At 50.5% G+C, this 23,670-nt stretch carries 16 protein-coding genes and 1 tRNA gene; 9 read left to right on the top strand and 8 right to left on the bottom strand.

The annotated features are described in order from the left end of the window. The first annotated feature begins 164 nt into the window (after positions 1–164). On the top strand, positions 165–1,586 hold the full coding sequence (locus IEX98_RS10325; protein ID WP_188888931.1) for a SulP family inorganic anion transporter: 1,422 nt from the start codon (positions 165–167) through the stop codon (positions 1,584–1,586). Between the two features lie 15 nt (positions 1,587–1,601). Here IEX98_RS10325 and IEX98_RS10320 read toward each other — a convergent pair whose 3' ends face one another. Together IEX98_RS10320 and IEX98_RS10315 are read right to left on the bottom strand one after the other, a co-directional pair. Then, on the bottom strand, positions 1,602–2,471 hold the full coding sequence (locus IEX98_RS10320; protein ID WP_188888929.1) for an aldose epimerase family protein: 870 nt from the start codon (positions 2,469–2,471) through the stop codon (positions 1,602–1,604). A 144-nt stretch (positions 2,472–2,615) separates the two neighbouring features. Then, complete coding sequence (locus IEX98_RS10315) at positions 2,616–3,755, bottom strand: peptidyl-prolyl cis-trans isomerase (RefSeq protein WP_188888927.1); 1,140 nt, start codon at positions 3,753–3,755, stop codon at positions 2,616–2,618. A gap of 194 nt (positions 3,756–3,949) precedes the next feature. On the opposite strand from IEX98_RS10315, the gene IEX98_RS10310 reads away from it, so the two are divergent. The 6 genes from IEX98_RS10310 to IEX98_RS10285 all read left to right on the top strand — a co-directional run bounded on the left by IEX98_RS10310 (position 3,950) and on the right by IEX98_RS10285 (position 15,042). Beyond that, entirely contained in the window at positions 3,950–5,980 is a 2,031-nt protein-coding gene (locus IEX98_RS10310) for a bifunctional diguanylate cyclase/phosphodiesterase (RefSeq protein WP_188888924.1), read from the top strand. Positions 5,981–6,004: 24 nt separating this feature from the next. After that, positions 6,005–7,462, top strand: a complete 1,458-nt coding sequence (locus IEX98_RS10305) for an HD-GYP domain-containing protein (RefSeq protein ID WP_188888922.1) — start codon at positions 6,005–6,007, stop codon at positions 7,460–7,462. Between the two features lie 91 nt (positions 7,463–7,553). Then, on the top strand, positions 7,554–8,546 hold the full coding sequence (gene mgrA, locus IEX98_RS10300) for an L-glyceraldehyde 3-phosphate reductase (RefSeq protein WP_188888920.1): 993 nt from the start codon (positions 7,554–7,556) through the stop codon (positions 8,544–8,546). 137 nt (positions 8,547–8,683) lie between these two features. Next, entirely contained in the window at positions 8,684–12,526 is a 3,843-nt protein-coding gene (locus IEX98_RS10295; RefSeq protein WP_229692102.1) for a response regulator, read from the top strand. Positions 12,527–12,665: 139 nt separating this feature from the next. Next, entirely contained in the window at positions 12,666–13,406 is a 741-nt protein-coding gene (locus tag IEX98_RS10290) for a response regulator transcription factor (RefSeq protein WP_188888916.1), read from the top strand. Between the two features lie 172 nt (positions 13,407–13,578). Beyond that, positions 13,579–15,042, top strand: coding sequence for a putative bifunctional diguanylate cyclase/phosphodiesterase (locus tag IEX98_RS10285; RefSeq protein ID WP_188888914.1), 1,464 nt, complete (start codon positions 13,579–13,581; stop codon positions 15,040–15,042). 757 nt (positions 15,043–15,799) lie between these two features. Here IEX98_RS10285 and IEX98_RS10280 read toward each other — a convergent pair. Continuing rightward, complete coding sequence (locus IEX98_RS10280; RefSeq protein ID WP_042168206.1) at positions 15,800–16,018, bottom strand: hypothetical protein; 219 nt, start codon at positions 16,016–16,018, stop codon at positions 15,800–15,802. 89 nt (positions 16,019–16,107) lie between these two features. After that, the gene (locus tag IEX98_RS10275) at positions 16,108–16,749 is read right to left on the bottom strand and encodes a TraX family protein (protein WP_188888912.1); all 642 of its coding nucleotides are present in this window, start codon (positions 16,747–16,749) and stop codon (positions 16,108–16,110) included. Between the two features lie 357 nt (positions 16,750–17,106). On the opposite strand from IEX98_RS10275, the gene IEX98_RS10270 reads away from it, so the two are divergent. Continuing rightward, positions 17,107–17,178 (top strand) — tRNA-Thr (locus tag IEX98_RS10270). Between the two features lie 179 nt (positions 17,179–17,357). Here the strand turns inward: IEX98_RS10270 and IEX98_RS10265 are convergent. The 4 genes from IEX98_RS10265 to mscL form a co-directional block, all read right to left on the bottom strand. After that, entirely contained in the window at positions 17,358–17,531 is a 174-nt protein-coding gene (locus IEX98_RS10265) for a hypothetical protein (protein ID WP_188888910.1), read from the bottom strand. Between the two features lie 898 nt (positions 17,532–18,429). Continuing rightward, positions 18,430–19,008, bottom strand: coding sequence for a superoxide dismutase family protein (locus IEX98_RS10260; protein ID WP_229692079.1), 579 nt, complete (start codon positions 19,006–19,008; stop codon positions 18,430–18,432). 1,474 nt (positions 19,009–20,482) lie between these two features. Continuing rightward, on the bottom strand, positions 20,483–21,118 hold the full coding sequence (locus IEX98_RS10255; RefSeq protein ID WP_188888908.1) for an NUDIX hydrolase: 636 nt from the start codon (positions 21,116–21,118) through the stop codon (positions 20,483–20,485). Continuing rightward, on the bottom strand, positions 21,115–21,615 hold the full coding sequence (gene mscL, locus IEX98_RS10250) for a large conductance mechanosensitive channel protein MscL (RefSeq protein ID WP_188888906.1): 501 nt from the start codon (positions 21,613–21,615) through the stop codon (positions 21,115–21,117). The genes IEX98_RS10255 and mscL overlap by 4 nt, the downstream gene beginning before the upstream one ends. Before the next feature lie 212 nt (positions 21,616–21,827). On the opposite strand from mscL, the gene IEX98_RS10245 reads away from it, so the two are divergent. Further along, positions 21,828–23,597 (top strand): ATP-binding protein, encoded by a 1,770-nt coding sequence (locus tag IEX98_RS10245; protein ID WP_188888904.1) that lies wholly within the window; start codon positions 21,828–21,830, stop codon positions 23,595–23,597. Positions 23,598–23,670: the final 73 nt, after the last annotated feature.

Raw genomic sequence — 23,670 nt, 5'->3', positions numbered from 1 at the left:
GATGAACGAAGGAACCGCCCGGCTCTGTGGAGCCGGTTTTTTTATGGCCTTAAAGCAATTTGCACGTAGAGGACGAACTGTCTAAGCGGCTGATTTTCAGACTCGGTGCCGCTTTGCGCAGATTCATATAGATCGGTAATTTAGAAGAAAAGAAGAGGTGAAGTATGCTCCAGAAAGCTTCCTGGCGCCAAGAGTGGACGACTGATGTCCGCGCGAATGTGCTGGCGGGCATGACAGCGACGCTGGCGCTTGTGCCGGATTCGCTCGCTTTCTCTTTTATGGCGGGTGTTCCGCCGGTGGTCGGCATTTACGCGACGATTTGCATTTTACTCGTCGTGACGTTTATGGGAGGCCGTCCCGGCATGGTATCCGCAGCTGCGGGCTCGATGGCGGTGCTGATGCTCTCGCTCGTACAGGAGCATGGCATCCAATATTTATTCGCAGCAACGGTATTAACAGGAATTATTCAGTTTTTGATGGGCGTGTTCAAGCTCGGCAAGCTAATGCGCTTCGTCCCGCAAGGGGTGCTGACCGGATTTATCAATGCGCTGGCTATTATGATCTTCATGTCCCAGCTCAGGTATTTCAAAGGCGAATCCTGGCTCATGTATGCTTTGGTCGGCCTGACTCTTGCTATCATTTATTGGCTGCCGCGTTATTTCAAAGCGATCCCATCGCCGCTGGTAGCTGTTGCTGTGCTGAGCATCGCGGTGTGGGCGTTTGGCTTTGGCGATGTGACTCGTATCGGAGACATCACAGCGATTGACGCTTCACTGCCGTCTTTTTTCCTGCCGGACATTCCGTTTAGCTGGGATACGCTCGCGATCATCGCCCCTTATTCCTTGTCGCTGGCCGTTGTCGGCTATACCGAAACGATGCTGACGCATAATTTGCTTGATGAGATGACTGGAGAGCGGACCGATAAAAACCGGGAGATGCGCGGTCAAGGCATTGCCAATGTCGTTGCTGGCTTTTTCGGAGGGATGGCGGGCTGCGCGCTCGTAGCGGAGTCGGTACTTAATGTGAAAATGGGCGGGAAGCGCAGGCTGTCAACGCTTGTTGCCGCGCTGTTCCTGCTGCTGCTGACCGTTCTGCTCGGCGATGTGCTGGCGATGATTCCGATGGCGGCACTCGTAGGCATTATGCTGATGGTCTGTGTCTCGATTTTCGATTGGTCATCGCTCTTTAAGATGAAGCGGCTTCCTGCGGGAGAGACGTTCATCATGCTGTCGACGGTTGCCGCCGTGCTGCTTACGCATGATTTGGCAATTGGGGTAGGCGTAGGGGTATTGTTCAGCTTTATCGGATTTGCGATCAAGGCATCGAAGGTGCAGATCGACAGCGAGTGGAACGGGACGACTAGAACGTACCGGGTTCATGGACAGCTGTTCTTCGCATCGGCCTCGGAGCTGGAGGAGCAGATCGAAACGCAATGCGAGGCCGAGGAAATTCACCTCGACCTCACGGGAACCAAAGTATGGGATCATACGGCAAACCTTGCCGTCAAACGAACGGTGGAGAGACTTAGAGACAACGGAAAGCAAGTTACCGTACTGCGCGCCTCCGCCGATCAGGCTGCGGTTTAGCCGAATGATTTATTGTTAACGCTGGTAGCTAATCGTCAGGTTGGCTTCCAGCTTCCCTTTAGGCTCAAGCATAACGAGCTCTTCTTGACGGTTCAGTTCGCTGTTCATCGCCATCCATGGCTCTACGCATACGAATGGCTTGCCGTTAACGGACCATAGCACCATATATTTGAAAATATCGCTGTAGGACAGGCGTACGGTTGCGCCCCCGGCAACCGGGAAGGATATTTCACTCTTCTTCGTATCAAGCAGCGTTACGGACTCCACGAGGCCTTCCAGATCGAACACACCTTCAAACGGCTTTTCTACCATATCGTTGTAATCCAGATAACGGGTTGCATCGGTATCGTAGGAAAGCTTTTTGCTGTCTACATTAAAGTAAGGATGGAAGCCGGCATAGAAAGGCATAGCCTGATCCGCAGTCAAGTTGCGGTATTGCTGGCGGGTATGCAGCTCGCCGTCTTTCAGAGCGTAGGTGAACTCGAGCTCAAAGTCGAACGGGAAGGACTGCTTGGTCGTCTCATCACTGCGAAGCAGCAGAGTGATGGAAGCTTCACCGTCCGTATTCGTTCCGATAACTTCCCAGGCTGCCGTTCTTGCAACACCGTGATTTGCCATTTCATAGGTTTGGCCGTTCCATGTATAAGAGCGGTTTTCCAGCTGGCCGCTAATCGGGAATAGAATCGGGTTGCCGCCGCGAATATTCGCCGTCTTGTTCTCGAAGGTTTCCCGGTCGAGATAGAACAGCTCCAGTCCATGCAGCTGGCAGCCGATTACGATGCCGCCTCTCTCTGGACAGACTTGAACGCGGGAATCCGTACCCGGCTCGGTTAATTCATAAATCGTATACGTTTCCTCACGGCTGGTAACTTGATATTGACTCATAATCGCTTGTAACCTCCAATATGTAGATCGTTCCTCATAAGCATCGTATTCAATCATAGCATAATAATCAAGCGTCCCGCTCAGGGGGATAAAAAGAAGACGAACGAGCTGATTACCAGCCGTTCGCCTTCCTGGTTATGCTTATTATTTCGCCGCCGTTGCCGGCGCCTTTTCTTTTTCAAGATTGTTCTCGATTTTCGCGCTGCTGTGCAGCTCTTCCATCCAAGCGCCCGAGAGCTCCTGAATTTTTTGATCGATCAGCTGCTTGCGAACATCTTCCTTCTTCTCTTCGAAAGTCGGGTTCGTCGCTGCTTTAACTTCCGTCTTTTTAATAATGTGGAAGCCAGCAGACGTCTGTACGACATCGCTCAATTCGTTGAGGTCAAGAGCAAATGCGGCCTTGTCAAATGCTTCATCGCCCGAAGCGCTGCTTTGGCTGATAAAGCCAAGGTCGCCTCCGTTTGGACCGGATTGCGTATCCGTCGATTTTTCCGCTGCAAGTTTAGCGAAATCGCCGCCATCTTTCAATTGCTTCAGGACTTCGGCTGCTTCTTCTTTCGTTCCAAGCATAATGTGCGAAACGCGAATTTGCTCTGGCGTAGCGTAGGAAGCTTTATTCTCGTCATAGAACTTCTTCACGTCTTCGTCGGTTACTTTCGTTTGCGGCTCCAGGATTTTGCGGATTTTAAGCTGCATGCCCGCATCCTCGCGAAGATCATCCATCGTCATGCCGTTCTGCGTCAAAGCTGAATTCAAGGCTTCTTCCGAGCCAAATTGCTTGATCAGCGAATCGATTTCGCCGGTTACGTCTTCGTCCGTGATCGTAACACTTGCTTTTTCCGCTGCTTGGTCGATCAGCTCTTTCGTAATCAAGCCGTCCAGCGTAGAAGCACCGCTTTGCGGAAGCAATGCATGATAAAGCTTGTCCTGCGTAATTTTAACGCCGTTAACCGTTGCGACCGCTTTGCCGCTGCCCGCGAACGGAGGCTTGATCAATACGATGATCAGCACAATTGCAAGCACGGCAGATATGGCAATCCATGCTTTGCTTCCGCCGCTGGATTGGGCAGGAGCTTGAATTTCAGCCGGAACAGCGAGTGCAGAAGCGGCTGCTTGCTCTCCTTCAACGGTATCGATTTCTTCATTCACTTCGTTGGCAGCCGTCTCGTTCTGAGCCGATTCTTCTGGTGGAATCGATTGTTGCTCAGTCGTTTCCGGCTGCTCTTCCGTCGCAGCTTTTTTTTGCTCTTCGTCTCTAGGCTGCTGCGGGTCTTTGTTTTCCATTTTTTATGAGCTCCCTTCAATAATACGGTGCTAATTTGCAATCTTCACCTACTATAACAAAACATTTTACAAAAAACCTTAATCTAAAATAAAAAAATGTTGCATCCTAGCCCATTTCGTATGATTGTATAAGTAGAGATACAGATGAAAAATTTAGCAAGCGCCCAGTGATTGCGCTGGAGCGGAGGGAAAATATGTTTGCACTAACTGGAGATTATAATGGCTGGATCGTTGCGTTGTCTTTTATCATTTCTATTCTGGCTTCGTATTCGTCTTTGAATTTAGTTTATAAAATATCCCATTCTCGCGGTAAAGCTCAGCAAGGCTGGATGGCAGCCAGCGCTTTTGTCATGGGCAGCGGCATTTGGACGATGCATTTTATCGGCATGATTGCTTTCCATGTCGGCGTGCCGATGACCTATAACATTCCGATAACGCTGATTTCGATCGTTGCGGCGATTTTGGCGTCCTACTTTGCGTTTCTATTCTCGCTGACGAAGAAGAACAGCCGGTCGCGGCTGGCCATAGGCGGAACCATTATGGGTGCTGGCATCGTGACGATGCATTACACCGGCATGGCGTCGATGCAATCACCAACCGTATCGATTACTTATAATAACGTCTTATGGGCGCTATCAGCCATTATTGCCGTACTGGCCTCCTGTGCTGCTCTTTATTTGTTCCATAAATTCCGGAACTCCGCCCGTGCCGGTCTCTCCAAATGGTCGGCAGCCGGGCTGATGGGCTTTGCGGTCTGCGGCATGCACTATACAGGGATGGCTGCAGCTTCGTTCTGGTGCGGCAATCCGGAGGTTGTCGTTCAATCGGCGCCAGTCAATTTATTTCTGCTGCTCGGCGTCACCTTCACAACGCTGGCGATTATGATCGTCACCTGGGGGGCTATTCATTTCGACCGTACCGTCCTGGAGCGGATGGCATACAGCGATCCCTTGACCGGGCTTTCAAACCGGCATGCTTTAAGCCGTTACTTTGAGGATGAATTAGAAAATGCCTCGTCATTCACGTTATTTTTCCTCGATTTGGACCGTTTCAAAGTCATTAACGACACCTTGGGCCATGACATCGGTGATTTGCTGGTGCAAGAGGCCGCCTCACGACTTCAGACATTCAACGATCAACAATCGGAAATATTTCGTCTGGGTGGCGACGAGTTTCTGCTTATTAGCAAAGGCATTAACGCCGCAGAAGCCACTCATATTGCATCTGTCATATTGGAGCATATCCGCAAGCCGTATTATTTGGAAGGCAACGAGCTGTACATTACCGGCAGCATCGGCATCAGCAGTTCGCCCGAGCATGGGACGGATCGTTCCAAGCTGCTCATAGCAGCGGATACTGCAATGTATCAAGCAAAGCGGCAGGGGAAAAATCAATATTTTGTCTATAACATGGAACTGGATAAGATGGCTTCCCGCAGAATGGAGCTGGAGAAGGACATGCAGCTGGCTCTGACGAAAGGGCAGTTCGTTAACTACTATCAGCCCAAATGGAATGCGGATACGAACTATCCGACCGGATTTGAAGCGCTGTTGCGCTGGAAGCATCCCGCGTATGGAATTATATCGCCGGATGAATTTATTCCGATTGCCGAAGAAACGGGCATGATCGTATCCATGACACGATGGGTGCTGGAACAGGCATGCCGCGATTGCGTGCAGTGGAATAAGCATGAGCCTGAGCCGCTTACCGTATCGGTTAATCTTTCAGTTAAAGTATTTGACAGTAAAAATCTGATGGATATGGTCCTGTTCGCGCTGGAGCGATCCTCGCTTCCCGCCGAGCTGCTGGAGCTGGAAATTACGGAGACGATCGTCATGAACAATGTGACGGACGTCGTTAATCAGTTAAAGCCGTTGCAGGATATGGGGATTACGATATCGATGGATGATTTCGGTTCCGGCTATTCCTCGCTCGGCAGCCTTGATCTCATTCCATTCCATACGCTGAAGATCGACAAGCTGTTTATGCAGCAGAGTCATTCCCCAGCCAAGCGAGCTGTCGTTAATACGATCATTACGCTTGCCAGCCAGCTCAACCTTCAAGTGGTGGCGGAAGGGGTGGAGACGGAGCAGCAACTTGATTTTTTGAAGGCTTCCGGCTGCCAGGTGATGCAGGGCTTTTACTTCAGTAAGCCGATGCCACGAGATCAATTGGATGAATGGATGGCGGCACTGAATCGTGCTCATATACAAGGGATCTCGTAATCATATTAAGGGGAGGATTCGGTCATGCGTATCACACATCGGGTTTACGGCTGGTTTGCTTTGTCTATGGCATTGCCGCTGGCCATCTACATCGGTTTGCGGAGCACGTCTCCGCTGGATGCCGACATTCACTCTCCACATGGACATTTCTACATTGTAAGCATTGTCTCCCTGATTGCCTTGGTTGTTGCCGTAGCGATCGGAATTTCCGCTATTCGGATTCGTAATTTGAAAATCAGTTTCCTGTCACTCGCATATGTCTCGCTAGCTGCTTTGTTTACCTTACACGGCATGTCTACACCCGGCTTCCTCAGCCATCATTCCAACATATCCGGGTCTGCGGCTCAGATTAGCATTCTGCTGGCTGTGCTATGGCTTTGGCTGTCTTCCATGTCCTCGGATCGTCTTGTCATCCGCTGGCTGTCCCGCTGGCAGCGCTGGCTTGTTCCGGTGTGGTCAGCTGCACTGGTTGCGCTCTGTCTGCTCTTATGGAACGTGCCTCAAGTGACGGAATGGCTGCATTTGAAAGAAAACCCAATGCGCTGGATTGCGACGGGCATCATTATCGGTCTGAATCTATGGACGATGATGCGTTACTGGCAAACGTACGCATCCTCCCGCTTTCCGCTTCAGCTAGCTATCGTATATAGCGCCGGCTGGATGATTCTGGCGCAAGTAATTATCGTCACCGGAGAATCGTGGAAGCTGAGCTGGTGGCTGTATCATATTTTGCTGCTGGCCTCGGTCATTGGCATGTTGGCGGGCATTTTACTGCAATATAGAAGCACAGGCTCGTTAACCTCCTCCATGCTGCTCTTGCTTCGCAGCAATCCGAGAGAATGGATTCAGGCTTATATGTCACCGGCTATTAAGGAGCTTATTCGGGCGACTGAGAGCAGAGATGCCTATACGGCCGGACATAACTACCGGGTAGCGATCTATGCTCTCAAGCTAGGAGAAGAAATGGGTTTATCCTCCAATCAGCTGCGGGCAATCGCCCAAGGGGGGATCGTCCACGATATCGGCAAATTAAGCATTCCCAGCCATATTCTGAACAAACCCGGCAAGCTGGATTTAGAGGAACGGACCATTATCGAGGAGCATCCGTTGACCGGCTACCATTTGTGCCGGAGGCTGGGCTTCATGCAGGAAGAACTGGCTGTTATCCGTTCCCATCATGAGCGCTGGGACGGCAGCGGTTATCCAAGCGGTCTAAGCGGCAGCCGCATTCCGCTGCTCGCTAGAGTGATCGCTGTTGCGGATGTCTATGATGCGCTCACTTCTTCGCGATCCTATCGCCAAGCTTTGTCTCATGAGGAGGCGCTGGATCATATCCGCGGGGAAAGCGGCAAGCATTTCGATCCATCCTGCGTGGAGGCCTTCTCGTCTCTTGCTGCGGAGCAGCGTGATTTTTTCGATGAAACGATCAGATCAAGCCGGGAGTTCCAGTTAAAGTGGATCGACGGGGCGGCGCCAGCCTAGCTTTTACAAAAGCTTCTTGGGCTGGAATAGCATTGGCGTTTCAGCTCGGTTACAATAGAGGAGTAGTCTATACATAGGAGGATGAACATCGATGGCTTATTTACCGGAGCAAAACCGTTATGAACAAATGAAATACAACCGGGCAGGACGCAGCGGATTGAAGCTGCCGGCCGTATCACTTGGCTTGTGGCATAATTTCGGAGGAAATGACCGGTTGGAGAATGGCAGAGCTATGGTTCGCCGGGCGTTCGATTTGGGCATTACCCACTTCGATCTGGCTAACAACTATGGACCGCCGCCAGGTTCAGCCGAAGAAATGTTCGGACAAATCTTACATCAGGATCTCGCGGCTTACCGCGATGAGCTTATTATATCGACAAAGGCCGGCTACTACATGTGGGAGGGGCCTTACGGCGAGTGGGGCTCCCGCAAATATCTAGTTTCCAGCCTGGATCAGAGCTTGAAACGGATGGGTCTAGAGTACGTGGACATTTTCTACCATCACCGCCCGGATCCCGATACTCCGCTTGAAGAAACGATGGCTGCATTAGATCATATCGTGCGGCAAGGCAAGGCGCTTTATGTTGGTCTCTCCAACTACAGTGCAGAGCAAACGGCCAAAGCGTCGGCGATCTTGAAGCAGCTGGGCACGCCTTGCCTCATTCACCAGCCGTCGTATTCGATGTTCAACCGCTGGATCGAGGACGGCTTGCAGGATGTGCTGGAGACGGATGGAATCGGCTCGATCGTATTCTCTCCTCTGGCTGGAGGGCTGCTGACCAACCGTTACTTGAACGGTGTTCCGGCCGATTCCCGCGCAGGAGGCCCTAGCGTCTTCCTGAAATCGGATCAGATTACGGAAGACAAGCTGGCGAAGATCCGCAGTCTTAATGAGCTGGCGTCGGAACGGGGACAATCGCTTGCTCAAATGGCGCTGGCGTGGGTGCTGCGAGGCGGAAAAGTAACGTCCGCATTGATTGGCGCAAGCCGTGTAGAGCAAATCGACGACAATGTTGCCGCATTGAGCCGGCTGGACTTCTCAGCTGAAGAGCTGCATGCGATCGAAGAAATTCTTGCAAAATAATAGCTTGGAGACTAGACGCCTAGACGGGGTGGAATCCCTGTCCGGGCGTTTTTTTTCGCCATATCGCCATTTGGCAGTCTTGGACGGTATAATACAAGAAATGACATCGCTCGGAAGGAGCAAGCGGGTTGAATAAAATGTCGCTCAGAACAAAAGGACTGCTGCTGATCGTGTTGATCTCCATCATTCCGTTATTGCTCGCCGGGGTCAGCAACTATATGACCGTACGTGAGCAAATGATCGATTCGGCGAAGGAGAAAACGATGAGCAGGCTGCAAAGCGGGGCGAGCCAGCTGGCGGCCTGGCTTGCTATCCGGCGCGCTGAGGTGCTGGTTATGAGCCGCACCGACGTTGTCCGTTTCGGAACGGACGAGGAGCGCCTGCGTTATTTCAATCGTGAACTCGTGCGATCCGGTTTTACCTACCATGCGATCGGATTCGTTCATCCCAACGGTTTTGCGATCCGGACCAACGGACCAACGATTCCCATGGGCGGCCAATCCTTCTTCTTGGATGCTATCGAAGGCAAAGTTACGATTACCGATCCGATGATTCCTTTTTTCGAGAATGACAAGCAGTCGTTTATCGTCGTTCCGGTCTATGGCGATCAGAACAAAATTATCGGTGTCGTCTATGCTTCCATGCAGTTGTCCGTGCTTGAGCCCTATCTCCGTCAAGAAAAGCAGGAAACAGGCGTATTCCGGATGTTCAACCGTGAAGGCGAGATGATCTATTCGGCTGCACCCAATCAGGAGCTGGATGAAACAATTGGATTCAAGGAAGCGATGGAAGCCAAGGCCAAGGGTGCAGGAACCGCTCAGCAGGAGCAGTCGGGAACCTTCCAGCAGAAAAGGGGAACGCATAAACACATCGTCTTTTACGAAAAAGTGGATTCGGTGACCGGATGGCGCTTCTCGCTGGAAATGCCAAGCTCCAGCCTGAACGAAGGGCTGAACCGGGTGTTCCTGCAGACTTTTGCGACCATTGCGCTGGCGGAAATTGTCGTCGTTATTTTGTTTTTTATCTTTTTTGCAACGATCGTCCGCCGTCTCGAAGGCATTCTTGCTGTAACGGAGCAAGCGGCGGACGGCAGGTTCGATGCCGAGCATTTGAACGAGCTGCCAAGCGATGAGGTAGGCAAGCTGGCGGCATCTGTCAATGGCATGATGGTGCACTTGAAGGATATGTTCGAGCAGCTCGGCGCGATTATTAACCAGAACCAGTATGCGTTTATCGTGCTGGATGAACATTACCGCATTTCCTATATGAACACGGCTGCCGAGCATTTAATCGGCTATAAGCTGGAGGAGGTGCGCGGTCATGCGACGCCGCTGCTGTTCATCGATCCGGAGGAGATTCGCGAGGAAGCGGAGCTGTTGTCCGATCGGCTGGGGAGAACCGTTGTGCCAGGGCTGGAGCTGTTCCATGAACTGAGGCTGGAAAACTTCTCTTACGAGCGGGAATGGACTTTCATACATAGAAGCGGAACTAGAATTCCGGTGCGCCACAGCAGCAACGGACTGCGTGACCATAACGGCAAATTTACAGGAACCGTGGGCATGGCCTATGACATTTCGGAGCACTTGCAGATGGAAAAGATGCAGAACCGGCTGCTCGATATCGTGGGCTCCGCGCAGGATTTAATTGCCTCTGTTGATCATAGAGGGCGCATTATTTACATGAATACGGCAGGCAAGGAAATGCTGGCGCTGGACGCATCGGCGAAATATACGACATTAAAGCGTCATTTGGAACCGCCTGCATACCAAGAGCTGATTAACGGCGCTAGAATAGCAGAGCGCTTGGGCTTCTGGGAGGGCAATGCGGAACTGCTCACCTGCGAGGGCAAAAAAATATTTGTATCGATGGTCGTTGTTGCCCATGCCAACAGCCGGACGGGTGAATTGTTCTACTCCTGTATAGCTCGTGATGTATCCGAGCAGCAGCGTATCCAGGAGGAGCTGATCCGGGCTACGCAAGAAGCGGAGGAAGCGAATACGGCGAAGAGCAGCTTCTTGGCGCTGATGAGCCATGAAATACGCACACCGCTCAATGGCATTATCGGCTTGGCGCAGCTTATGCGGCGTACGGGGCTGTCGGCCTCGCAGAAGGATTATATGGATAAGATCAACACGTCCTCCGACACGCTGCTTCGCATTATTAACGACATCCTCGATTTTTCCAAAATCGAGGCCGGCAAAGTTGAACCGGAACGGCTGGCATTTAAGCCGGAGGAGCTGCTTCACCGGTTGGCCGATCAGCTCAGCATCTTTATGGGCGGCAAAGAGCAATTCGAATTTATACTGGATTCACCGAAGGACTTGCCGATTACGCTCGTTGGCGATCCGCTGCGCTTGGAGCAAATTTTGCTCAACCTTTGCATGAATGCGATTAAGTTTACGTCACAGGGCAGAGTGATGCTGAGGCTCACGGTTCTGGATCAGCAGGAGGACAGCCTGAAGCTGCGCTTCATGGTAGAGGATACTGGCATCGGGATGTCGCAGGAGCAGGTGGACAAGCTGTTTGTGCCGTTTACGCAAGCAGACAGCTCCACAACCCGCAAGTTTGGCGGCACCGGTCTCGGCCTCGTTATCTCCAATGCTTTCGTCGAAATGATGGGCGGCAAACTGCAGGTTGAGAGTGAACTTGGAGCCGGCAGCCGCTTTCAATTCGAGCTTCGATTTGCGCTGCTGCCAAATTCAGCACCTGTGAATTATTCCATTGAAGGAGCTGAGCAGCAGAAGCCGATTTGGATCGTCGAGGATAATGATGAAATGCGGCTTCACTGGTATAAAGTTGTCGATTCCTTTGGGCTGACCCCTGTACCGTTCTATTCCTGGAAATCGGCTAGGGCACGCTTGAAGCGGGTGAAGGCGGCGGAACGGCCGAAGCTTATTATGCTCGATATGGAGATGCCGGATATGTATGGGGCGGAAACGTGGCTTGCCTTCCATAAGGAAGCGGAGGCCGCAGGCGTTCAGACTGCTGTGTTCACCACTTCCTTCGGAAGGGATGAGCTGCTGCAGATGCCGGAATCAGAGCGGCCGTCTGCGCTGCTTACGAAGCCGGTTACGCGGCAAGCGATGTATACGGCGCTTAGCCGGCTGATGATCGATTCCGCCAGCACAGAGCAGCGGCGATTTGCAGATCATGCGCTGAGAGAAGCTGCCGCAGAAGCTGCCGTTTCGATGGCAGCGGGGCCGGCAAGCGGCGTGCGCATTTTGCTTGCGGAGGATAATGCCATTAATCAGATGGTAGCCCAGGAAATGCTGAAGGCTTACGGCTTTGAGGTTGGCGTGGCGGCGAACGGCAAGGAGGCGCTGCAGATGCTGGAGCAGGAAGAGTGGCAGCTCATCCTGATGGATATTCACATGCCGGAGATGGATGGAATGGAAGCGACGCGGATCATTCGCGACAACATTCTATACCGGCATATTCCGATTATTGCAGTGACGGCCAATACGCTTCGATCCGATCATGAAACGTACATGCGGATTGGTATGAACGGAGTTGTTACGAAACCAATTAACGCGGAGCAGCTGTATTCCGCTATTGCTTTGTCGCTTCATCTGCCGCTTGCCCGCTCGCTGCAGGACAAGCTGCCGGGGGCCCCTGCATTGATCGAGCATACGATACCGGCCGTTGAAGGAATTGATCTGGATGCGGCGCTTGCTCGTGTGAACGGCAAGCAAATGATTTTGCTGCATATGCTGGATCAATTCGAGAGCGATTACTCGGATTTCATGGATAAGCTTGAAGCAAACTTGCAAAGCGGACAGCTTAGCACGGTCAAACGAATGCTGCATACGTTGAAGGGCGCTTCCAGTCATTTATCGGCACATTCCATCGCTTGCGAGGCTGGGGCGCTAGAGGCGGTTGTCAAACGAGAGCCATTCGAGGAGCAAGGCTGGGAAGAAGCTGCCGGACGGCTTAGACAGCGGCTTGACGAAACACTATTCGCATTGAAAAACAGAATGTAGCAAATAATTGTTTGCTAGTTCGACAAATATTCCTAACATTTTTCTAACAAACGATTGTCCCTCTGGGAGCGATATTGTATATTATGGATATAATATCGAATTCGACAGAAATCTCCAATCCCAATGAGGGGTGGCGCCAGTGTATAAAGTTTTAGTCATAGAAGATGACGTCATGATGAGTGATATGCTGTCTATGTATTTGTCGGAAGAAGGCTACTTGGTGAAGCAAGCGGGACTTGCGGAGGAAGGGCTGCGGACGGCGAATGAATTTGATCCCGATATTGTGCTGCTGGATTTAATGCTGCCGGATCGGGACGGCATGGAAGTGTGCAGTACGCTCAGAGAACGGTCTAATGTGCCGATTATGATTTTGTCCATGAAGAGTGAAGTGTCGGAACGTGTGCTGGCCTTAAAGGCCGGAGCGGATGACTATATGTGCAAGCCCTTTAGCATGCATGAGATGACGGCAAGGGTGGAGGCGTTAATTCGCCGTTCCCATATTGCCGCTCCGGAACCAGAGGCAGAAGCGGAACAGGCTCTACCCGCGTTGAACGGCTTGCCGATTCAATTGGATTTGGAACGCCGTTTACTGCTCGTAAGAGGCAAGCTGGTAGAGACGACTTTCTCCGAATACGAGATGATGAAGCTGTTTCTTGCCCATCCGGGCAAAGTATTCAGCCGTGAGGAGCTGATTAACGCGATAAGGGGATTCGATTCCTTTGTCACGGATCGGGCGATTGACGTTCATATCGTAAATTTACGGAAAAAAATCGAGCATAATCCGAAGGAGCCCCGTCTGATTCGTACGGTCTGGGGATTCGGCTATAAGTACACGGCTGACTATTCGGAAGCCGGAAGAAACGCAGGAGTCGCTGATTAGACAGGCATTCATTGTGATGAAGGGAAGGCCGCCTTGCTTGCGCAGGGCGGTCTTCTTTATTTATGTTAGGCGGAAGTTGCTCCTCTTAGCATCTTGACAGATGAATCTAACACTCTTCTAAACAACCATCCTAAATTTTTCTAATACTTGTATGGGATGATAGAACTAATTAATGAGGATAAAGGATGGTGTCAAACAGGTGCAAGCAGTCATCGAAACTCCGGCTCGCGCGCAAGCGTTCGCCCAATTGGAACTGGCGCTTTATCAGGCCCGCGCATCCGGAAAACGGCTCGTTGTTGCTGTCATTCATCTGGATTGGTTTTATCGCATAAATGAGACAAAGGGCATGGCATACGGAAATGAAATGATTCGTGCGGTCGCAGAACGACTGGCCGCAGGAGGACAAAGGGCAGCAAGTGCTTACCCCGAGCAGGGGGCACAGTCTACCGTTGAATCGGCAAATCGCAGGGAGAAGGAAGCCTCCCGGCCGGGCAGCGGAGGTGAGGCTGCGCTTGAGGCAGACAGCAAGCATGCAAAGTCACATCTCTCGCGGGGAGCCATTCGAGGTGCCGAAATGTTAGCTTGCCAAATCGGCGAAAATGATTTTTTGCTCGCGCAAGAGCTGGACAGAAGCCAGCCGGACGGCGGACTCGCTGTCGAGGCTATGAAGTATGCCGTGGAGTCGGCATGCGAGCTTGAAGGTATGGAGTCCCGCCTGACGGCAAGCGTAGGGGCGAGCATATACCCCAATGATGGCAGAACGAGCGAGCAGTTGCTCAGCCGGGCAGAGACAGCCCTGTCGCGGGCTAAAGCACAAGGCTGGGGAAAAATCTGTTTCTATTCGCTCGAGGATACGGAGCGGTTGAATCGCTGGGTCGCCATTGAAGCGTCAATGCGAACAGCGTTGTATGAGCGGCAATTTTCATTAAGCTGTCAGCCGATTTACCGGATTTCAGACGGTAAGCTAAGAGGATTCGAAGCGCTGCTGCGATGGAATCATCCGGAGTTCGGCAATATCGCGCCTTCCGAATTTCTTCCCGTGGCGGAGCAGAACGGCTGGATCGTACCGATTGGAGAATGGGTGCTGCGGGAAGCATGTCAGATGCTATCCAGCATGCAGATCTACGGTCTTGAGCAGCTAATCGTTACGGTAAATGTCAGCCCGCTGCAGCTAAAGGACCCCGCATTCCCAAGTATGGTGGCGAATGTGCTTAACGACACCGGGCTTAGCCCGGCATGTCTGGAGCTGGAAATCAAAGAAGACAAGCAGAATCCTTGTGAACAGCCGCTGGAAGTGCTGACGCAGCTGCGTGCTCAGGGTGTGCGGCTCGTCATCGACGAATTCGGCACCGGCAGCTTCTCGTTGGCTAGTCTGAAGCAGCTGCCCATCAACGGCTTGAAAATAAGCCCGGCATTTACACAGCATATCGACATGCCTTCAGCCGAGCGCCATATCGTAGAAATGGTCATTGCACTCGCTCACAAGCTGGGGCTGGAGATAACAGCAAGCGGCGTTGAATATATCGAGCAATACCGGCTGCTCCAGGAATGGGGCTGCGACTATGTTCAGGGCTTTATGCTCGGCAAGCCGATGAAGCCGGATGAATTGGATTTATCTTCGCTTAGGCAATCATAAATAGGGGGAGGCTGCCGGTGGACGTATCGGTGGCCTTCTTTGTTGATGCGATCCGCGATGGGGCAGGGATGTGGGTGCATCAACCCCGGGTTCGCTGCGCGTTTTGGTTCATGCTGCCGTTCTTGATTCCATTGTCTTCATCGAAGACAACAGATAGAATCTGCAAAATGTCAGCATGAACTCAAAACACTCCGCTCACCCTGTCCCTGCTCAACCCTAATTCTAAACGCTCCTCTTTCCCTAACTCAGTCCGCTCTGCTCTCCTATTTGCGGCAAATGAAGGCAGCTTCTGTTGGGAGGAACCAGAACGGGTCCGGTTATCGGCTCCTCGCATAAATCAAAATGTAAAAGTGCAGGTTTTTAGCCGTTATATCGGCAATTTATCGCATCAAAATGCAAATGTGCAGGCTGATCAGCCTGAAAGGCTTCGAAAAGGAGAAATGGGTCGATTTCAAATGTACTTTTGCATTTTGATAGCGGTATGGGGTGCTTTAGAGGCTCATCAAAATGCAGATTTGCATTTTGTTCCTCGTAGCGTGGCGTGGTTTGATGTAGAGCGAAGTGGAGTGGGGACAGTTATGAGCGGAGGCAATCAGTCCGCGGGGTTGCGGCAGGAGGAGACATCGTCCCGGCGCTTACTCGGAGGGGCGTGAGTCGGAACGCAAAAAGCGCCGGAACGAGAGCAAATGGGCTGATGCCGCCTTGATTGCTGTTGTTCTGACGCTTCTCTGTTGCCTAAATCAGTTGTAAACGGGAATTAGCTGACTTCCAAATAAAGCTTGGTACCATCATTGTATTGGAAAATGGCGACGTCTCTCACGACATCCACTTTTGAAATACGTTTCCACTTTTTGCGAAAATCGAAGTTATACTCCATCTCTTTTAATTTATGATGAAGTTGTTCAACAGATGTAGTAGGTTCATTAGGAAAAAACACAGGAACGGATCGATTTTTAAAGGTTATGATTTTCATCATGACCGGTTGCACCTCCGATCGTTTTTTTCCATTTTACCGTTAAATATTTAGTAGGTTATGAAACGCTAGTCAGAATAATGTTTTGTTTGCTAACGAATTTCTAACAAGTTGGAATAATCAATGGCTGCGATTAGCGCCAAGTGTAGCGGATAAAAGCTGCGCCATACGACACGAGGAACCCGTATACGGTCGACCGCGCGTAAAAAGACGGGCATATAGACGAGAAGCAACGTAGCTAATACGCTGAAAAGCTGGACGGTCCACCCCTTGTAGAACATAAAAACCACATTCAGCGCAAAGTGCAGCGGAGCCATCGATCCGGCAGGCAAATAGCGATAAATGATGATGAGTACGGGAAGATAAGCGCCGTAGCTGACGGGTACCAACTCAACGAGAAGGATTGTGACAGCGGCGATAGCGACTTGCAGCGCATGCTTGTCTTTTAGCTTGTCCAGCGCCCATAACATCAGCAAACAGATGAACAACGTGCCAACAGTGTTGATTTCCAGCGTTCGGAAAGTCAAAGAGTACGGAATCTGAGAAATGACTGCGATGGCAAGCATTCTCCAGATGTAAAGATTCACGTTGCGTGTGCGCAAATAGCCGATCACAAGCGCATAGGCGTATAAAGGTAATGCCAGCCTTCCGATCATGCGCCATGTCGAGTCACCTGGGAACCAGACGACGCCGATATGATCAAGCAGCATTGTAACCATTGCAATAAACTGCACGGATTCACCTCATCCATACGGGGATGCGGCTATTATAGCATACGAGAAAGACTGCGCCGAGCGGCAATTGCATGGTTAAAAATTTGATATTAGGCTGAGTATCACTACTTGATTTTGCTTGATCTCTGTCCACTATGCTCTAGATGGCTTTTCTTGCTAGGGAGCTGTCTTATTTTGTATGTCTAGAAAGGTTCTCTCATAAATATGAGCGGGAGATTGAACCTATGCCGCGACGCGCAAATAAGGAGCAAGCTGGGGGTGACAGCGGCGACATCAAACCGTCACAAAATTGGCGGACATAAGCAGCTCGGCAATGCTTGACTAATCGCTCAAAAATTCGTATTATATAAAAATCATGCTGATGTAGCTCAGGGGTAGAGCAACGCACTCGTAATGCGTAGGTCGGGGGTTCAATTCCCTTCATCAGCATATTTATTAAATAACCGCGCGGGTTCCGTTTGAAACGGAATTCGCGCTTTTTTGTTTTTATTTGCCTTATACCTGGCTCTTTATACAAGAAGGACCCATCGGAATGGGTCCTTTCTCTACAAGTTTATTAGGGCAGTTAAGCTGCATATTCAATCGTATATTCGATAGCGCCATGGATATTAGTAGCCTTTAGGGCCAACTCCAAGGCCGCCGACGTTGCCATACCCAGGGCCGTAGCCACCGCCGCCAAAGCCGCCCCCAAAACCGCAGCTACAAGCAATAATCACGAGCAGGATGAACAATACAAGGATTACGCCAGTGCTGTTAAAAGCACCACCAACGAAACCGGACATTCAAATGCACCTCCTTTACGTGTTAAGCACTCTGTAAGTTATGTACAAAGCGGGGAGAGTGATTGGGTGTTTGTACGCAAGGCAAAAAATCCGCGCCAAACATCCCGATTCAGCGAAAACGGACGACGTTGCCGCGACTGAACGATAGTGCATTTGTTTCATAAAAGAACGAACCACACCTCGCTAGCTAGCGTACGGTTCGAAATGTTACTACTCAAGCCATAGCGAACCCGCTTCACAAAAGAACGAAGCAAAGTTCGCTGCACGCGGTTCGGATTGCGATGTCTTTGGCCATAGCGAACCTGCTCAATGTTGGCTACAAAGGTTCGAATGAGGTGACTTCGGCCATAGCGAACCTGCTTCGTTAAAGAGTGAATCAAAGTTCGCTGCACGCGTTTCGGATTGCGCTGTCTTTGATCATAACGAACCTGCTTCGCTAAAAAACGAATCAAAGTTCGCTGCTCAAGTGCATAATGGGGTGTTCCATGGCTGCAGCGAACTAAATTTCGCATTTCGAGAACCTAGCTTCTCCAAAAGCGAAATGCTCTTCGCTAATGCTCGACAGTATCGCTAATCTGCACATTTTGGGTTAAAATTACGAACCGTTCTTCGCAAAATAGCGAAACAGGTTCGTTATTGGTTAACATCATAAAATTTTTTGTGAGTAGGCATTGTTTGAGGCTCGATTAGGGTGAGCGGAGTGGTTCGAGTTCGGGATGACTTTTTGAAGATTCTATCCATTTTTTTATCGTGCTAGCGATGGTGAAAATAGAATCAAGAATGGCAGCACGAACCGAACTACGCAGCGCCCCCGGGGTACGCTGAACCTCTAAGCATCGCACCAAACTATACTATACAAAGAAGAGCGGCCCCTACACGGAGCCGCTCTTTTAATATTCTACTTAATAACCCCACAAGCAATCCGATTGCCGGAGTTGCCGGAAGGATCCGTTTTATAATCATCAGCCTTCTCATGAATCACGAGCGCCGTGCCGCCTTCTTTCAATAAGGAATTGGCAGCGTTTTTCGCCAGCGTTGCGTTTTTCGTTACGATTTCGGTGCCTACCTTGCCGCTGGCATCGACCTTAATGTTCGGCAAGTCACCGTCATGAAACCCTTTCGGGTTGTCAAAGCCATGCTCTTTACTGGCTGGATTGAAGTGAGGACCGGCCGATTCAAAAGCAGGGCCTTCGCATTTTCCAACGTTGTGGAAGTGAATGCCATGTTCGCCCTCTGGCAAGCCGCTTGCCTGCAAGAAAATATGCAGCCCGTCGTTTTTTTCCTGGAGCAGTGCTGCGCCTATTGCCTCGCCCTTGGTGTTTACAATTGATACTTTTACTTCAGCCGCTGCTGGTGGACTAGGGTTAGCGGGGGTTGGTCTTGGTTTCGCTGCCGCAGCTGTCCCTGCTAGCGCTCCATTCCACAAAACACCCGCTGCGAGCAGGCTGATCATTCCGTAAGCCAGTTGTTTTCTCATCGGTTTATAAAGCCTCCTATCTGTTGTCACCTTAGCTTTTGCCAACTTTATGAAAAACATACAAAGGAATGCGGTCTCCTATCAACTAGCAGGCAACAAGCACTGCCGTCCTTCACTCGGAGGTTAGCAATAGGCAGAGTTCCTCTCATGACGTTTACTCCTATAACCTCGGGCCTAGCGGCAGATTCAGCCTTTTAGGATGTGTCTTTAAGGCGGTCATCTTGTCCATCCCCTTCTGTCGTACAAGCATAGAATGTAGTAACAAAACAGGAGAGGGGGGAATCAAGTGTCCGCAAAACGTAATTTGACGATCAAAAATGTGAAAACCGTAAGCAAAACGAAAAAAAGAGCGGGGATCTCATCCAACTGCATCTGTGAGAGAGATCATCGAGATCATCGAGATCATCGGAATGATCACCAAAACTGCGACTGCCGCAGAGATTCAGCAGTTGATGCTGTGCAGCATGCAGGTAAAGAGCTGAGCGAGATTTTCTCACAATTGAGATGCGAGGAAGTTGCAGAGCAATTGGTACGTGCTATCCGTTGTCGTGATGCCCGTACGATTCAAAGAATTATCGGATGTGATTGTAGAGTCGTACACTTCTTCTGCACAAACTGCTCCGACTGTGTGAAAATTTGTTGTTCATTTGGACGAAACCGCGAAGTAACGGTATCCTTCGATATTTGTATTAAACGCAGATTTGACGGCTGCCACCGTCGCTGGTAGTTTAACCTTCAACTAGTCAAATAAAATGCAGGCCATTCAAGGGACAAAGAACGATTCGTTCTTCTGTCAAGCTGAATGGCCTGCGCTTTTTTATATGGTTATCTCTCGTGATTGTCGCACCCGCCTACACTTCCCAAGGCTTATTTGCATAAACTGTGGCATCTGCCATAGGCGAAAATGGAGTATGGAGGCGAGCTCAAGTGCCGGTAATTCCGAATTTTCCAAGAGATTGGCTGCAAGAGCATCAGGTGTGGCATCATCAGCATCACGTTACACCGGGAACGATTCCGCCCCGGGGTTTTGGGGAGCAATTTATGCGATTTCACCGCTATTTCATAAACAAGGTGTATTCTTGGTATCAGAATCAAGGCTACGACATGCGCTACATCGAGGGTTGGAAGGAAGTGCCGCCCGCGATACGGAACGCCCCGTGCTACAATCGGGCCGCAGAGGCGCGAATTATCAACAATCCCCGTTCGTTTGCGACGTTGGATGAGTTTGGCCGGTTTATCGAATCCAGCGGTATTCATGGCTGCATTCACGCAACGGCAGCGCGAATCTACAATCAGCCTGAAATCGATAATTTTGATCTTGCTCCCCGTCAGACGGTTTTCTACAACATCCATGGGCTGGTTGATCAATGGTATCGCAATTGGGAGGCGGCTTGGGGTGCACAGGGACGTGGAGGGAAAGCGGTAATTAAGTCGGAGGAAGTTGCGAAAAAAGACGGCCCGAAGGCCGTCAATGTCACGTACAAGCGCGGAGCGCGCGCATTATTTCGGCGTAACCCTCGCGCGGCACGAATTCGCCGGAGCGGACGATTCGCCGTCCCGTCTGCTGGAGGCCGCCGGTCAGCGGGTCAACAACCTCGACGCCTTCGGCGGTCAATTCCGGCAACTCTCCGTCGAACAGCCGGATCAGTTCTTCAAGGTCGGCTTCATAGACGCCGGCCACCTCTTCAGCTTGGAGCGTTAGCGAGGTTAGCGGCAAGTCGCATACGCAGCCAAAAACATCACTGACTTCACGGTCGATAAATGGTACGCCGTTCACTTCGCCAACTCCCTCTTCCCGAAGCTGACCGATTGGAATCAGCTCCTCGAAGGCGACAGAAATGCCGATTTCTTCTTCAATCTCGCGTACCGCATCACGAATCGTTTCGCCGGCTGACAGATGGCCGGCGACCGTGATGTCGTAATGTCCGGGATGTGTATCCTTGCCGTCCTGACGCAGCTGGAAACGGACGAAACGCCGCTCTCCTTGGCGGCGCGTCAGCCAGCAATGGAAGGAGCGGTGCCAATACCCGCGAGCATGTGTCTCTGAACGGGTAGCTGTACCAATGGGGTTCAATTGCTCGTCATAAATATCGAATAATTCCTCGGTCATGCGCTGGTTGCCGGTACTTCAAGCTGCGATGTGCAATGCTTGCATCGGGTCGCCTTGATCGGCACCTGGGACAAGCAGTACGGGCATTCCTTCTCGGTTGGCTCCGCTTCAGCTTCTTCCTGCCCGGGCTTCAGTCGGCGCAGCACATTAATGAATTTGACGAGGAAGAAAATACATAAAGCTACGATGAAGAAGTCCAGCAAAACGTTGATGAACTGGCCATATGCTATTACGGGGATGCCGTTATCGGTCATATACTTAAGAGTATGTAGCTGATCTTTGGTAGCTCCAAGCCGTTCTGCCTTCTCCGGGTCCAAATTAATAAACAGGCCCTTAAAATCCGCGCCGCCAAGAATGCGCCCGATCGGCGGCATAATGATATCGTTGACGAGTGACGTTACGATTTTCCCGAAAGCAGCACCGATAATGACACCGACTGCTAGATCGATCACGTTGCCTTTGACGGCAAACTCCTTAAACTCCTGAATGATCTTCATAATACGATCGCTCTCCTTTAAATCTAGTATACCCATATTATTCGTAAACTACTCTACCATTTTAGTCGATTTTCGCTAGATTCGGAAGTACAGAACATGTGATAGGAAGCGCAATTAATTTTGTTTTTTCTACCGGGCAAGCCGACAGGATTTTTTCCAGCATTGTCGAATTTTCTAATGACAGCCACAATAATGGAAGATAAGGGAGCCGTATGAACCACGATCCTACGATAGGTAAATTCTACTATATGTTATTATCGCTGCTCATCATTGTATTTGCTTGTTATACAATGTTCAGCATGGTGGGGCAGCCGCGTACGAAGCAGAGGTTTTCGCTTAAAAACTGGATTGTTGGCGGGTCTCTCGTACTGGGTTTAGGACTCTGGACGATGCATGTCGTATCGATGCTGGGTTCCGATTACCTCATTGTATTGGATATGAAAATGCTGTACGCGCTGATAGGCTGTTCCGCGCTTACTTATTTCGGCATCATGAATCTATGGTCGAAATGTGCGCTTAACATCCGGCTCTTAACGAGCAGTATTTATATATCCGTTGGAGCGGCTGCATTGCATTATGTGACGATGCTCTCCGGGGAAATACGGAATTGCGAAGTCGACTACCCGCTGCTGATTCTCTCCTTTATCATCATTTATTTAGGCACGTTCTTTTCACTCTATCTATTTATGCTCAAACGGCAAACCTATAAAATGATCAGCAGCGCTGTGCTTGGCGCTTCCGCAATGGCGTTGCATCAGATCGGCTTAATGGCGTTGAAGATTGAGCATGTCGAGGTAGTCACGACTGATCGACTGAACAACTACTTGCTGCTGCTCGCTTTTCTGCTAGGTATCGCGACGCTTCTAATCTTCAGCTTCACCTTCACGACCTGGTATGCGGCACGCAAATACAATGAGATGAATGTGCAGTATAAGCTGCTTGTTGAAAACTCGCTTGATATGATCGCTATGATCAAAAACAATAAATGGACCTTTATCAATAAAGCCGGCCTTCGTATGTTCGAAGCGAAGCAGGCGGATGAACTGATTGGCAAGCCGGTCCGCCAATTTCTTCACGTCAAGCATCATGAACAGCTCAGCCGTTGGCTTCACGACGAGGAGAGCGAACCTAATGAAGTTCAGCAAAAACCGATGGAGCTCGAATGGCAGACCGTAAAGGGAACCCAGCTCTATACCGAAATTGTACGATCCAGCACCAGCCTGTCCGGAGAGTGGATTATTCAAGTCATCATTAGAGATATTTCTGAGCGGAAGAAAAACGAAGAGCTGATGATCAACTCTGAGAAGCTCTATATCGCCGGCCAGCTTGCTGCTGGAATTGCGCATGAAATCCGTAATCCGCTTACCTCGTTAAAAGGTTTTCTACAGTTGATTACCACTGGACGTGCCGATAACCGCAACTATTATGACATTATGAAATCGGAGCTCGTACGAATCGAGGCAATCGTAAGCGAGCTATTAATGCTGTCCAAGCCCCAAGTATATGATCTGGCTGAACAGGATATCCGCAAAATGCTTTCCGAGACCGTAGCATTACTGGAGACCGAAGCGATTTTGCACAATATTGAAATGGTGCTGCAGATGGATCAACAGCCGCTTTGGGTGATGGGCGTAGAAAATCAAATTAAGCAGGTTTTTATTAATGTGATAAAAAATGCAATTGAAGTAATGGCTCACGGCGGCCGGATTACGATTCTGGCGGATTTGGAGGAGGGGCGCACCGTAACGGTCTCGATTCACGATGAGGGTCCGGGAATGGAGAAGGAACAGCTGTCTAAGATCGGCCAGCCTTTCTACACGACCAAAGAAAAAGGGACGGGCCTTGGCATGATGGTAACCTACAAAATCGTGGACAACCATCACGGCCAAATTAACGCCTACAGCCAGACTGGAGAAGGAACGACCTTTTATATTCGTTTTCCGAGCTCCCGAGCGCAGCCGGTTTTGCCTGCCATCTCTTAGCTGAGAGAGCAGCTTCTAGGCACGGACAAGACTGCGGCGCTTAAATGTGGCATAATAGGAAGCACAAGAGCTG

It is taken from the genome of Paenibacillus radicis (ex Gao et al. 2016) (assembly GCF_014641555.1).
GTDB classification, from domain to species: domain Bacteria; phylum Bacillota; class Bacilli; order Paenibacillales; family Paenibacillaceae; genus Pristimantibacillus; species Pristimantibacillus radicis.
This window is presented reverse-complemented; position numbering and strand designations above follow the sequence as displayed.